We start from the raw sequence: 13,505 nt of genomic DNA on the forward strand, positions 1-13,505 counted from the left end.
TATGAGTACGAAGACTAGTGAGTTGCTGGCCGTCGCCGCACCTCGGACGGTGGCGGTGGTCCGGGGCATCACCGACGATCAGCTCGACCTGCCCACGCCGTGCCCCGACTACGCGGTGCGCGATCTCCTCAACCACCTGTACGACGTGGTGGTCAACTTCCAGGAGCTGGCCCGGAAACGGGAGGTCGACTGGTCGGCGAAGAACGACCACCTGACCGAGGGCTGGCGGGACCGGTTCGCGGCGGAGGCCACCCGGCTGGTCGAGTCCTGGGAAGACCCGGCCACGATGGAGGGCGTCTCGCCCGGTATGGGCCTGCCGCAGGAGACGGTCGGCCAGATGGCCCTGACCGACCTGACGGTGCACGCCTGGGACCTGGCCCGGGCCACGGGCCAGCACCTGGCGGTCGAGCCGGAGGTCCTCGCCGCGCTGCACGGCTTCATGGACCGGATGGGTGACACCGGCCAGCAGATGGGCGCCTTCGCCGAACCCGTCCCCACCCGCGCCGACGCCACCGACCTGGACCGCCTCCTGTGCCGCACCGGCCGCAACCCCACCTGGCGCCCTTGACATTCACTATTCGCTGAGTGAATAGTAGCGAGCGTGTCCACTCAGCACGTACTGCTCGGGTTGCTGGCGGGTGGGGCGCGGCACGGGTACGAGCTGAAGCGGGCTCACGACGCGCGGCTGCCCCGGGCCCGACCGCTCGCCTTCGGGCAGGTCTACGCCACCCTGGCCCGCCTCCAGCGGGACGGGCTGGTGGTGCCCGCCGGACAGGAGCGGGACGGCGGCCCGGACCGCACCGCGTACGCGCTCACCGACCAGGGGCGGGCCGCACTGGAGCACTGGCTCGGCACCGTCGAGCCACCCATGCCGTACCTGGCCAGCACGCTCTTCGCCAAGGTGGTCGTCGCGCTGCTGGCCACCGATGTCGACCGGGCCCGGGCGTACCTGACCGCCCAGCGCCGGGCGCACACCGAGCGGCTGCGTGAACTGACCGCGGTCAAGACCGCCCCCACGGCCAGTCTGGACGACATCGTCGCGGCCGACTTCGCCATCGCTCACCTCGACGCCGATCTGCGGTGGCTGCACACCACCCTGGACCGGGTCGCCGACTGGCACCGGGAGGTGCACTCGTGACACAGCTGGCAGCTCGCGGCGTGGTCAAGGCGTACGGCAGGACGCCCGCGTTGGCCGGGGTGACCGTCGACGTCGCCGAGGGGGAGATCGTCGCGGTGACCGGCCCCAGCGGCTGCGGCAAGTCGACCCTGCTGCACTGCCTGGCCGGCATCCTCCGCCCCGACGCGGGCGAGGTCACCTGGCGCGGCGAGCGGATCGACACCTGGTCGGAGGGGGCCCGGTCCCGGCTGCGCCGCACCGAGTTCGGGGTGCTCTTCCAGTTCGGTCAGCTCGTCGCCGAGCTGACCGCCGCGGAGAACGTCGCCCTTCCGCTGCTCCTCGCCGGCACGGGGCGGCGGGTGGCGCGGACGGCGGCGCTGACCTGGCTCGAGCGGCTGGGGGTGGCCGACGTGGCCGACGTCCGGCCGGGCGAGATGTCCGGCGGGCAGCAGCAGCGCTGCGCCACCGCCCGGGCGCTGGTCACCGAGCCCCGGGTGCTCTTCGCGGACGAGCCGACCGGCGCGCTGGACACCCTCGCCGGCGAGCAGGTGCTCACCCAGCTGGTCCGGCTCGCCCGCGAGCAGCGCACCACCGTCGTGCTGGTCACCCACGAGCCGCGCATCGCCGCGTACGCCGACCGGGAAGTGGTGCTCCGGGACGGCCTGGTCGACCACACCGGGCTGGGCCTGGACCTGCCGCTCGCGGGCGGCCACCGGTGAGGCCGGCCACCCTGCTCCGGCTGGCCGTGGCCGGCACCCGGACCGACACCGCCCGGGTGGCGCTGACCGCGCTCAGCGCCACCCTCGCCACCCTGGCCGGGCTGGCCGCGGCCACCGTGCTGGCCATCCCGACCCAGGTCTGCTGCGGGGGCCGGAACCTGTCCGAGCAGTACAGCAACGCGCTGCTCCGCGAACCGGGGCTGCGCGGCGGCACGGCGCTGGCGCTGCTGCTGCTCACCGTGCCGGTGCTGGCCCTGGCCGGCCAGTGCGCCCGGCTCGGCGCCCCGGCCCGGGACCGCCGGCTCGCCGCGCTGCGGCTCGCCGGGGCCACCCCGGGCCAGGTGACCCGGATCGCCGTGCTGGAGACCGGGGTGGCCAGCCTGCTCGGCACGCTGGTCGGGCTCGGCGCGTACCTCGCCGGCCGGGAACTGCTGGACCGGCCGGACGCGCGGGGCCGGCTCGCCCTGCCCACCGACGTGCTGCCGCCGGTCGGCGTTCTCGCGGCGCTGGTGGTCGGGCTGCCGCTGCTGGCCGCGCTGGTCAGCGCCGTGCTGCTGCGGGGGGTCAGCGCCACCCCGTTCGGGGTGGTGCGGCGGGGCGTCCGGGAACGCGCCCCCGGTCCGTGGGCCGGCCTGCTGATCGTCTCCGGGCTGGCCGCGTTCGCCTCGTTCAACCCGCTGCTGAACTGGTACCAGGACCGCCACCGGACGCCACCGGTGCTGCTGCCCCCGCTACTGCTCCTCGGGGGCGGCCTGGCCGCGCTGGTGGGCGTGGTGATCGGCACGGGCTGGCTGTCGTACACGGCGGGCCGGCTGCTGCACCGGTACGGCCGCGGCCCGGCGGCGCTGCTGGCGTCCCGCCGGCTGACCACCGATCCGTGGGCCGGCAGCCGCACCTTCGCCGCCCTGCTGGCGGCCGTCGTCGTGGGCGCCGGCGCGGCCGGCATGCGCGCGATGATGCTGGCCCAGGTCGAGGTCCACCGGCGTACCGGCGCTGTCGAGGACACCGACGGCTTCTACCTGCGCACCATGGACCTGGTCGACCTCGCCGTCGGCGTGGCGATGGCGATCGCCGCCGGCGGGTTGGTCGTCGCGCTGGTCGAGGGGATCGTCGCCCGGCGGCGGGCGTACGCCGCGCTCGTCGCCACCGGGGTGCCGCGCGGCGCGATCGGCCGGTCGATCGCCTGGCAGGCTCTCGCCCCGGCGGTGCCGGCGGTCGGGGTGGCGCTCGCCGTCGGCTTCTTTTTCAGCCGCGGTGTCGCCGGCGGCCCGGTCCGGGGCGGTGGTGCGATGGTCAAGGTGTGCGACGCCGGGGAGCAGCTCTGCGCCGACCCGGCGACCCGGGCCCAGCACGTCCGGTTCGTGTGGGTGCCCGAGCTGACCGTCTTCCCCGACGTACCGCTGGGTCAGCTGGCCTGGGTCGGTGCCGGCGCCCTCGCCGCGGTGCTGGTGACGGTCGGGGTGGGCCTGGTCTTCCTGCGCTCCAGCACCGCCGTGGAGGAGCTCCGGACGACCTGATGTGACGCTCTCGCCGCCGGAAACGCTGTTAAGTCCGGAGGCCCGCCGGTCGGGCCCCGTGCCGGCCCGCTCGGCCGGCGGAACACGGAACATCGGGAGATCACCAGCATGCAGAACCAGCCCGGCGGCGCGCCGCCGGTGTTCGTCGACCGGACCGGACGGCGTCGCCGGCTCACCGTCATCGCCGGTGCGGCGATGGGCCTCGGCCTGCTGACCAGCCTCGGGCTGATCCTCGCCGGCCTCTTCTTCGACTCCTCCGTGCCGCTGCCCGGCTGGTCGGAGACGAGGCAGCGGGCCCCGATCGAGGCCGGGGTGGACGCACCCGGCGAGGTACGCCCGGAAAGCAGTCCCAGCCCGCAGCCGGCGACCTCCGGACCGGCGCAGTCGGCCGCGCCGACCTCGGCCGGTGCCACCACCGCGACCAGGACCGTCGCCCCGCTGCCCCGGCAGTCCACCAGCCCGCCCGGCCAGGGCGCGGAGCGGCGCAGCACCGCCAAGCCCAGCCGGACCGCGGGCAAGCCCTGACGATGCCGAGACACGTGGCGCGGCCCGATCCGCGGGCGCACTGGTTGCTGCTGATCCTCGGTCTGCTCGTCCTGCTCGCCGCGCTGAGCTTCAACGGGCTGGTCACCAACGTCGGCGGCGGCTCCGGCCCGTCGGACGCCCCCGCCTCACCCGGCCCTCGGCAGGTCAGCACCGGTGGGCCGGTGCTGCGGCTGGACGGGCCGACGCCGGTCGCCCGGCGGCTGCCCCCGCGGACCGTCGCGCTCACCTTCGACGACGGTCCGGACCCGCGCTGGACGCCGCAGGTTCTCGACGTGCTGCGCCGGCACCACGCCCACGCCACCTTCTTCGTGGTCGGCGCCCGGGTCGACGAGCATCCGGAGCTGGTCCGGCGGATCCTCGCCGAGGGGCACGAGATCGGCTCGCACACCTTCACCCACGCCGACCTGACCGCGGTCCCGAGCTGGCGCGCGAGGTTCGAACTCGCCTGGACCCGCAGCGCGATCGCCGGGGCCACCGGTCGCGAGGTGACCCTGCTCCGGCCGCCGTTCTCGTCGACCACGGCCTCCCTCACCGACGCGCAGTACCAGGCGCTGCGGGCGGCAGCCGGCACCGGCCACGTGGCCGTGCTCGCCGATCGGGATCCGAAGGACTGGCAGCGGCCCGGCGTACCGGCCATCGTCCGGGCCGCCAGCCCGCCGAGCGGGGCGGGAGCGGTGGTGCTGATGCACGACGGCGGCGGCGACCGGGCCCAGACCGTGGCCGCCCTCGACCAGCTGCTGCCCCGGCTGACCGGCGAGGGCTACCGGTTCACCACCGTCTCCGCGGCGATCAGCGCGCCGGACTCGATGGTGCCGGCCGGGGCGGGCGCCCGGCTCAGCGGCACCGCGCTGCGCTGGGCGCAGGTCGGCGCCGGCTGGCTGGCCGGGGCGATGAACCTGCTGCTCGGCGTCGCGCTGGTGCTCGGGATCGCCCGGCTCGCCGTGCAGGTGGTCTGCGCCCAGGCGCACGTCCGTCGGGTCCGCCGGCCGCACGGCGGCCGGCCCGAGGTGACCGGCCCGGTCTCGGTCATCGTGCCGGCGTACAACGAGGCGGCGAACATCGCCGCCACGGTGCGGTCGCTGGTGGCCAGCGCGTACCCGGCGCTGGAGGTGATCGTGGTGGACGACGGTTCCAGCGACGGCACCGCCGACATCGTCGAGCGGCTGCGGTTGCGCGGGGTGCGGGTGATCCGGCAGGCCAACGCCGGCAAGCCGGCGGCGCTGAACACCGGCATCCGGGCCGCCCGGGCGAACCTGCTGGTGCTGGTCGACGGGGACACCGTCTTCCAGCCGGACACCGTGTACCGGCTGGTGCAGGGCTTCGCCGATCCGACGGTCGGCGCGATCTCCGGCAACACCAAGGTGGCGAACCGGCGCCGGCTGCTCGGCCGCTGGCAGCACCTGGAGTACGTGATCGGCTTCAACCTGGACCGCCGGATGTACGACGTGCTGGAGTGCATGCCGACCATTCCCGGCGCGATCGGCGCGTTCCGCCGGGAGGTGCTGCTCGCGGTCGGCGGCGTCCCGTCGGACACCCTCGCCGAGGACACCGACCTGACCATGAAGGTGCTCCGGGCCGGCTGGCGGGTGGTGTACGAGGAAGGCGCGATCGCCTGGACCGAGGCGCCCTCGTCGCTGCGCCAGCTCTGGCGGCAGCGCTACCGCTGGTGCTACGGGACCATGCAGGCGATGTGGAAGCACCGGCACGCGCTGCGGGAGCCGGGCGCCGGCGGAAAGCTGGGGCGGCGCGGGCTGCCCTACCTGACCGTGTTCCAGATCCTGCTGCCGCTGGCCGCCCCGGCGGTCGACGTCTTCGCCCTCTACGGGCTGCTCTTCCTGCCCTGGTCGGCGCTGCTGCTGGCCTGGGCGGGCCTGCTCCTGCTCCAGAGCTGCACCGCCGCGTACGCGCTGCGGCTGGACCGGGAGCGGTACGGCCCGCTGTGGACGCTGCCGCTCCAGCAGCTGGTCTACCGGCAGGTGATGTACCTGGTGGTGGTGCAGTCGGTGGTCACCGCGGTGGTCGGCAACCGGCTGCGCTGGCAGCGGATGGTGCGTACCGGCGAGGCCGCCGCGCTGGTCGCCGGCCCCGCCGCCCGCTGACGCCGCCGGGGCCGGGGCTCGCGCCGGACCCGGCGGCATGGCCGGGATCGGGCCGGCGGCGGCGCGGTGCCGGCCCGGTCAGCGGCCGTCGAAGAGGCCCGCCGACCAGGAGACCACCACGCCGATCACGGCCGAGCAGCAGCAGATGAGCAGGGCGGCGGCGACCACGGCGAGGATCATCCAGGCGGTGCCGCGCCGGGCCGCGGCCGGTGTCGCCCCGGGTGCCGCCGCCTGGTCGTCGCTCACGGCGGCAGTCTATGCGTGCGTGGCCCAGCCGGGTCCGGCCCGATCGCGCCCGCCCCGGGCGGATCCGCCGGACACCCGCCGGGTCCACGTCGCCCCGGGGGTGCCGGCCCGCCCGGCGGAACCTGCCAGTGCGGCGGGCCGGTGGGCGGTCGGGGCAGGATGGGGCGATGGAGCTGATCTCGATCGACGACGTCCGGGCCGCCGCCGACGATCTCGCCGGGCCGGTGGTCCGTACCCCGCTGCTGCCGACGCTCTGGGACGACGAGCTGTGGCTGAAGCCGGAGAGCCTGCAACCCGTGGGGTCGTTCAAGCTGCGCGGGGCGACCCACGCGATCGCCCGGCTCGGCCCGGCGGCCCGGGCCCGGGGGGTGGTGACTCATTCGTCGGGCAACCACGGCCAGGCGCTGGCCTACGCGGCGCGGGCCGCGGGCGTCCGGTGCACGGTGGTCGTGCCGGAGGGGGCGCCGGGGGTCAAGGTGGACCGGATCCGGGCGCTCGATGCCGAGGTGGTGCTGGTCCCGCCGGTCCGGCGGCTCGCCGAGGCGGAGCGGATCGCCGCGGACACCGGAGCGGCGCTGATCCCGCCGTTCGACCACCCGTGGATCATCGCCGGGCAGGGCACCGTCGGCCTGGAGATCATCGCGGACCTGCCGGAGGTGGACGTGGTGCTGGTCCCGGTCGGCGGCGGTGGGCTCTCCGCCGGGGTGGCCACGGCGGTGCGGGCGCTCCGCCCGTCCGCGGCGGTGATCGGGGTGGAGCCGCTGCTCGCCGCCGACGCCCGGGACTCGCTCGCCGCCGGTGAGCTGGTGGTCTGGGACGTCGAACGGACCTACCGGACGGTCGCCGACGGGCTGCGGACCCAGCTCTCCGCGCTGACCCTCGCCCACCTGCGGGACCGGCTCGACGGCATCGTCACGGTGACCGAGGAGGAAATCCTCGCCGCCACGGGTCGGCTGGCGCGGGAGGCGCGCCTGGTCGCCGAACCGAGCGGCGCCGTGGCGGTCGCCGCCCGGCTCTTCCACCGCGAAGAACTGCCGCCCGGCCGCACCGTCGCCGTCGTCACCGGTGGCAACGTCGACCCGGCGCTGCTCGCCCGCCTGACCGCCGCCGCCTGAACCCTCCCGTGCGCTTTCCCGGAAAGCGTGGCTATCCGGGATCGAACAGCCACTCTTTCCGGGAAAGCGCTGGTGCCGTCGCGGCGTGGGCCGGGGGTCAGGGGCGGGCGAGGCGGTCCAGGATCCAGGCGTTGATGAACGCCTCCTCGCGCCAGGAGTCGTACCGGCCGCTGGGGCCGCCGTGGCCGGCGCCCATCTCGGTCTTGAGGAGGTAGTCGCCCTGCGGGGCGACCGCCCGCAGCCGGGCGATCCACTTGGCCGGCTCGTGGTACAGCACCCGGGTGTCGTTCAGGCTGGTCACCGCGAGGATGGCCGGGTAGTCGACCGGAGCCACGTTCTCGTACGGGGTGTACGACTTCATGTACGCGTACACCTCGGGGTCGTCGAGCGGGTTGCCCCACTCCTCCCACTCGGTGACGGTCAGCGGCAGCGACGGGTCGAGGATCGAGGTGAGTGCGTCCACGAAGGGCACCTGCGCCACGATGCCGGCGAACGCGTCCGGGGCCAGGTTCGCCACCGCGCCCATCAGCAGCCCGCCGGCCGAGGCGCCTCGGGCCACGAGCCGGTCGCTCGCCGTCCAGCCGGCCTTGACCAGGTGTCGGGCGCAGGCGACGAAGTCGGTGAAGGTGTTCTTCTTGGCCAGCAGCTTGCCCTGGTCGTACCAGCGCCGGCCCAGCTCGCCGCCGCCGCGGATGTGCGCCACGGCGAAGATGACCCCCCGGTCGAGCAGGGAGAGCCGGGCGACCGAGAACCACGGGTCCATGCTGGCCTCGTACGAGCCGTAGCCGTAGATGACGGCGGGTGCGGAGCCGTCGCGCGGGGTGTCCCGGCGGCAGACCAGCGAGATCGGCACCCGGGTGCCGTCGTCGGCGAGCGCCCAGTCCCGGTGCTGCTCGTAGTCGGCCGGGTCGTACGGCCGGCCGTCCGGACCGGGCCGGACCGGCTTGCGCTTGCGCAGCACCATCTGGCGGGTGACCAGGTCGTAGTCGTAGACCGAGTCCGGGGTGACCAGCGAGGTGTAGCGCAGCCGCACCTCGCGGGTGCGGTACTCCGGGTTGGCGTCCAGCCCGACGCTGTAGATCGGTTCGGGGAAGTCGATGTCGTACGGGTCGCCGCCGCCGACCGGGAGCACCCGCAGCCCGGTCAGCCCGTTGGTGCGCAGCGACACGAGGAGGTGGTTCTCGAACGCGTCGACGGACTCCAGCCGGGTGCCCGGGGAGTGCTCGATCAGCGGCGTCCAGTCGCCGGGCGCGTCGGCCGAGGTGAAGGCCAGCGCGAAGTCCTCCGCGCCGTCGTTGTGCAGGATCAGGAAGCGGTGCCCGTGGTGCTCCACCGCGTATTCGACGCCCTGCCGGCGCGGCGCGATGATCGCCGGTGCGCCGGTGGGGTTGGCCGCCGGGATCACCCGTACCTCGCTGGTGGTCTTGCTGTGGATGTCGATGACCACGAACCGCTCGGAGCGGGTCAGCTCGACCCCCACCCAGAACCGCTCGTCGTCCTCCTGGTGCACCACCACGTCCTCGCCCGGCCCGGTGCCGACGGTGTGCCGCCAGACCCGGTTGGGCCGCCAGGCCTCGTCGACGGTGACGTAGAAGAGCGTCGAGGCGTCGGCCGACCAGGCGGTGCCGTAGAAGGTGCCCGGGATCTCGTCGGCGAGCACGTCGCCGGTGCCGAGGTCCTTGATCCGCAGGGTGAACCGTTCGTCGCCGGCGAAGTCGGTGGAGTAGGCCAGCCAGCGCCCGTCCGGGCTGACGTCGAACGCGCCGAGCGAGAGGAAGTCGTGCCCCTCGGCGAGCAGGTTGCCGTCGAGCAGCACCTCCTCCCCGTCGAGCGGGGCGCCGTCGGCGCTGACCGGGGGCGCGGTCTCGCCGTCGCGGACGGCCCGGCGGCAGTGCACGCCGTACTGCTGGCCCTCGACCGTGCGGGTGTAGTACCAGTGCCCGTCCTTGCGGGTGGGCACCGACAGGTCGGTCTCCTGGGTGCGCCGGCGGGTCTCCTCGAACAGCTCCGCGCGCAGCCCCTCCAGGTGGGCGGTGCGCGCCTCGGTGTACGCGTTCTCCGCGGTCAGGTGGGCGATCGTCTCCGGGTCGTCCTTGGCGGCGAGCCAGGCGTACTCGTCGACGACGGTGTCGCCGTGGTGGGTGCGCTCGGTCGGGACACGCTTGGCTACGGGTACGGGCGACGGCTCCAGGTCGCGGCGCGGCGACAGACGCGCCGAGCTGGAGTTGTCGGGGGTCTCGGTGGTCACGGCGTCACGTTACCGGCCGGCGGCACACCGTCGCCGGGTACGCGCGGCACCGGTTCCGGCAACGCCGCCACCACCTCTTTCGAACACATGTACGATGACCCGCATGGCGGCTGCAGCGAGCTTCACGGACCGGCCCGGAGCCCTCGAGATCACCCAGCGACTGGCGGAGATCTGCGGTCCGCCGTTCGCCCGCTTCGCCGGCCCGGCCGACGAGGTGGCCGGCCGGACGGCCCGCTGGGTGGCGGTGCCGGGCGGCCCGCACGCCGCCGCCGAGGTGTTGCGGCTGGCCGCCGCCCACCAGCTCACGGTCGTCGCGCGCGGCGCCGGCACCAAGATCGACTGGGGTGCCGCCCCGGCCCAGGTCGACATCATGCTCGACACCGGCCGGCTGGCCGGCATCTGGCACGAGCCGCAGGGCTCGCCGCTCGCCGAGATCGGCGCCGGCACCCCGATCCGCGCGGTCCAGGCGACCCTGGACCGCACCGGCCAGCGACTGCCGATCGACGCGCCCTCGCCCGGGGCGACCCTCGGTGGGGTGCTCGCGGCCGACGAGGCCGGCCCGCTGCGGCACCGGCACGGCAGCCCGTGCGCACAGCTGGTCGGGGTCCGCTACCTGGACGCCGACGGCGAGCTGGTCAGTCTGGGTGCGGCCGGCACGGCGCTGCTCGGCCGGGCCGGTCCGGCGGGTGGCGCGGCGGCGCTGCTCGGCACCGGCCAGGTGCCGGGACTGGACGTGGCCCGGCTGCTCTGCGGCTCGCAGGGCGGCCTCGGCGTGCTGGTCTCGGCCACCATGCGGGTGCAGGCCGTGCCGGCGAGCCGGGTCTGGGTCACCCGGCCGGTCTGGACCCCGCTGGAGGTGCACGACCTGGTCCGGGCGGTGCTCGCCGCCCGGCTCGACCCGGCCGCCGTCGAGCTGGACCTGCCCGTCCCGGTCCCGTTGCCGCGCCGCCGGGTCCACCCCGACCACCCGTCCGTCCTCGGCCGGCCCGACCACCCCGCGGTCGCCGGGCGGTCCGCCGGGCCGGCCGCGGCGGGGAGCCTGGTGGCGCTGCTGGAGGGCGGTCCGGCTGACGTCGCCGAGCGGGCCGAGCGGCTGGTGGCCGTGCTCGGCGGGGAGGCGGTGGTCGGGCACGCCGCCCCGGAGTGGTGGGGGCATTACCCGTTCGCCCCGGGCGAGACGGCGCTGCGCATCGAGGTGCCCATCAACGACCTGCACGCCGCGGTGTACGCGCTGCGCGACGCGGCCGGCGGCCCGGTGCCGGTCCGCGGCTCCGCCGGGATCGGCACGGTGCACGCCGCGCTCCCCGGCTCCCTCCCGCCCGAGCGGGTGGCGTCGATCCTCGCCGCGGTGCGCGGGGTGCTGCTCGCCCGGCAGGGGCGCTGCGTCGTGGTGGCCGCGCCCGCGCCGGTTCGCCGCGCCGTCGACCTCTGGGGTGACCTGCCCACCCTGCCCCGCCTCCGCGCGGCCAAGGAGCACCTCGACCCGCACCAGCGCCTCGCCCCCGGCCGCCTCCCCGGCGGCCTCTGACCCCACCCCCGCTTGCCGACGAGCTTGGTGTCCGGAACCGGCTCGCGGGGGACGAAAACCCTTGATCGACACCGGCGGCGGGAGGCCGCCGAGGGTCAGAGAGCGTCGTTGCGGAGGACGAGGAGGGCGATGTCGTCGCGGGGAGCCTCGACCGAGAAGCCGATCGCGGTGGCGCGCAGCCGGGCGGCCACCACGTCGGCGGAGTAACCGGCCAGCGGGGCCGCCGCGTCGCGCAGCCGCTCGGTGCCGAAGAGCTCCCGCCCGCGGCGCCGCTCGGTCACCCCGTCGGTGTAGAAGATCAGCGCGTCACCCGGACCGAGCGGCACCTCGGCGGTGGGCGTGGCGATCGAGTCGAGCAGCCCGAGCGCGGTGCCGCCGGTGCCGACGAAGGTGGCGCCACCGCCGCCGCGCAGCAGCACCGGCCGGTCGTGCCCGGCCAGGTGCAGGGCCACGTCGAGCTGCCCGCCCCGGCCCGGCTCGACCGCCGCCATCGCCAGCGTGCAGTACCGGCCCCCGCCCCGCTCGACGAGCGTCTCGTTCAGCCGGCCCAGCACCTCCGGCAGCGGCTTGCCGTCGCCGGCCAGCACCCGGATCACGTCCCGGACCAGGCCGGTGACCGCCGCCGCCTGGACGCCCTTGCCCGACACGTCACCGATCACCACCAGCCAGCGACCGTCCGGCAGCGGCAGCACGTCGTAGAAGTCGCCGCCGACCTCGGCGTCGTCGCCGGTCGGGACGTACTCGGCGGCGAAGCCGATGCCCTCCACCACCGGGAGCACCGGCGGCAGCAGGGACTGCTGGAGGGTCTGCGCGACCCGGCGCCGCTCGGCGTGGATCCGGGCGTTCTCGATGGCCAGGGCGGCCCGGCGGGCCACGTCCTCCAGCACCGAGACCTCGTCCGGGTCGTGGCGGTGCCGCTGGTGCCGGCCGACCGCGAGGGTGCCGAGCCGCTGGCCGCGGGCGATCAGCGGGACGGCGAAGCCCTCCATCGGGGCGCCGAGCGGGACCTGCGACGCGCTCCGCGACGCCTCGCGCAGCCGGGCCTGGATCGACTCCGGCCCGGTCTCCTGGAGCACCTTGTGCAGGTGCGGCAGCACCGACTCGTCGGCGTGGCTGGACGCGGCGAGCCGCAGCCGGCCCCACTCGTCGGTGGTGTGCACCGCGCACCACTGGCCAAGCCGGGGCACCACCAGCTGCGGGATGAGCGCCATGGTCAGCTCGACATCCAGGGACTGGGCCAGCAGCTCGCTCGCCTCGGCCAGGAAGGTCAACCAGGCCGACCGGCGGACGTCCGCCCGGCGCAGCCGGTCGTTCTCCAGGTGCAGCGAGAGCCGCTCGGCGGCCAGCACGGCCAGCGGCCGGGCGTACGCCGACGGCGCCGCGTCCAGCTCCAGCTCGCCCGCGTACGGCCGGTGCACGGCCAGCGGCACCCGGATCAGCTCGTTGTCGTTGCGGGGCTGGCGGCCGTACCGGCCCAGGACCTGGGTGCCCTGCCCGTCGCCCCGGTCCAGCCGGACGACGCCACCGGCCGCGCCGACCATCTCCGCCAGCCGGGTCACCAGACCGGTGGCGAACTCCGGCAGCGGGTCCTCCGCGTACGGGTCGGGGCTGGTCTGCATCAGCTCGCTCATCGCGGCCGCGCTCGGTGCCCCGTGCTCCGCCTCGTCGCCCTGGCCGCCGGCGCCGTTGAGCGGGGCGTGCGCCTCCGCGACCGCGGCCGGCCGGGTGGGCGGGACGGCCCCAAGCCGGTCCAGCCGGAACCAGACGCCCTTCCCGGTGGGCAGGTAGGTGGTGCCCCAGCGGCTGGCGAAGTGGTCCACCAGCAGCAGCCCGCGGCCCCGCTCGGCGACCTCGGTGATGTCCTCGGTGTCGTTGCGCACGCCGACGACCAGCTCGTCCACCGGGCCGACGGCGAAGTCGGAGACGGTCACGGTGAGCCCGGTTCCGTCCGCCGCGACCTCGATGTCCAGTTCGGTGCGGGCGTGTTCGACCGCGTTGGTGGACAACTCGGTGGTGAGCAGCAGCGCCTCGTTGAGCAGTTCCTCCAGGTCCGCCTCGGCGAGGACGGACCGGACCAGGGCGCGGGCGGCGGCGGGCGTACGCCGGTCGGCCGGGAGTCGGACCCGCCGGACGTGCTCGTCCGAGCCGTCGGTCATGTCCGGTCCCGTCTCCGCTGACACGCTCCGTATCCTCCACCGCCGCCGCCCCGGCTGCCAAACCGGCCCGACCGGCCGCCAGGGGTCCGGATCTTCGGCGGCGAAGCCCTCTGGCGGTGGGAGCCGGCGCGGGGTGACCCGTGGGCGTGGCGAGCCGTCGCACACCTTGGCCTCGACGGGAACCCGGGCAGAATGGTGGGATGGCGGCCTGTCG

Annotated in this window: 11 protein-coding genes; 8 read left to right on the plus strand and 3 right to left on the minus strand. The window is 75.5% G+C overall.

Features of this window, described 5'->3' with window-relative positions:
* The first annotated feature begins 1 nt into the window (after nucleotide 1).
* The 6 genes from I8N68_RS06035 (at nucleotide 2) to I8N68_RS06060 (ending at nucleotide 5,998) form a co-directional block, all read left to right on the plus strand.
* The gene (locus tag I8N68_RS06035) at nucleotides 2-568 is read left to right on the plus strand and encodes a TIGR03086 family metal-binding protein (RefSeq protein ID WP_200208833.1); all 567 of its coding nucleotides are present in this window, start codon (nucleotides 2-4) and stop codon (nucleotides 566-568) included.
* Nucleotides 569-601: 33 nt separating this feature from the next.
* Nucleotides 602-1,138 carry a PadR family transcriptional regulator gene (locus tag I8N68_RS06040; protein WP_200208834.1) on the plus strand — a complete coding sequence of 179 codons (537 nt, stop codon included), beginning with the start codon at nucleotides 602-604 and terminating at the stop codon, nucleotides 1,136-1,138.
* The gene (locus I8N68_RS06045; RefSeq protein WP_200208835.1) at nucleotides 1,135-1,836 is read left to right on the plus strand and encodes an ABC transporter ATP-binding protein; all 702 of its coding nucleotides are present in this window, start codon (nucleotides 1,135-1,137) and stop codon (nucleotides 1,834-1,836) included. Before I8N68_RS06040 ends, I8N68_RS06045 begins: the two co-directional genes overlap by 4 nt.
* Entirely contained in the window at nucleotides 1,833-3,353 is a 1,521-nt protein-coding gene (locus I8N68_RS06050; RefSeq protein WP_200208836.1) for an FtsX-like permease family protein, read from the plus strand. Before I8N68_RS06045 ends, I8N68_RS06050 begins: the two co-directional genes overlap by 4 nt.
* 108 nt (nucleotides 3,354-3,461) lie before the next feature.
* Nucleotides 3,462-3,878, plus strand: coding sequence for a hypothetical protein (locus tag I8N68_RS06055; protein ID WP_200208837.1), 417 nt, complete (start codon nucleotides 3,462-3,464; stop codon nucleotides 3,876-3,878).
* A 2-nt stretch (nucleotides 3,879-3,880) separates the two neighbouring features.
* Nucleotides 3,881-5,998 (plus strand): bifunctional polysaccharide deacetylase/glycosyltransferase family 2 protein, encoded by a 2,118-nt coding sequence (locus I8N68_RS06060; RefSeq protein WP_200208838.1) that lies wholly within the window; start codon nucleotides 3,881-3,883, stop codon nucleotides 5,996-5,998.
* A gap of 78 nt (nucleotides 5,999-6,076) precedes the next feature.
* Here I8N68_RS06060 and I8N68_RS06065 read toward each other — a convergent pair whose 3' ends face one another.
* Nucleotides 6,077-6,244 (minus strand): hypothetical protein, encoded by a 168-nt coding sequence (locus I8N68_RS06065; RefSeq protein ID WP_200208971.1) that lies wholly within the window; start codon nucleotides 6,242-6,244, stop codon nucleotides 6,077-6,079.
* Between the two features lie 167 nt (nucleotides 6,245-6,411).
* Here I8N68_RS06065 and I8N68_RS06070 point away from each other — a divergent pair, with 167 nt between their 5' ends.
* On the plus strand, nucleotides 6,412-7,359 hold the full coding sequence (locus tag I8N68_RS06070) for a threonine ammonia-lyase (protein ID WP_200208839.1): 948 nt from the start codon (nucleotides 6,412-6,414) through the stop codon (nucleotides 7,357-7,359).
* A 97-nt stretch (nucleotides 7,360-7,456) separates the two neighbouring features.
* On the opposite strand, the gene I8N68_RS06075 is transcribed toward I8N68_RS06070, so the two are convergent.
* A complete protein-coding gene (locus I8N68_RS06075) occupies nucleotides 7,457-9,550 on the minus strand; it encodes a S9 family peptidase (protein WP_200208958.1) in 2,094 nt (697 codons plus the stop codon).
* Nucleotides 9,551-9,710: 160 nt separating this feature from the next.
* Here I8N68_RS06075 and I8N68_RS06080 point away from each other — a divergent pair, with 160 nt between their 5' ends.
* Complete coding sequence (locus I8N68_RS06080) at nucleotides 9,711-11,135, plus strand: FAD-binding oxidoreductase (RefSeq protein ID WP_200208840.1); 1,425 nt, start codon at nucleotides 9,711-9,713, stop codon at nucleotides 11,133-11,135.
* A gap of 95 nt (nucleotides 11,136-11,230) precedes the next feature.
* Here I8N68_RS06080 and I8N68_RS06085 read toward each other — a convergent pair whose 3' ends face one another.
* On the minus strand, nucleotides 11,231-13,315 hold the full coding sequence (locus I8N68_RS06085) for a SpoIIE family protein phosphatase (RefSeq protein ID WP_372433677.1): 2,085 nt from the start codon (nucleotides 13,313-13,315) through the stop codon (nucleotides 11,231-11,233).
* Nucleotides 13,316-13,505 lie beyond the last annotated feature (190 nt).

It is taken from the genome of Micromonospora coerulea (assembly GCF_016598485.1).
GTDB lineage: Bacteria > Actinomycetota > Actinomycetes > Mycobacteriales > Micromonosporaceae > Micromonospora > Micromonospora coerulea.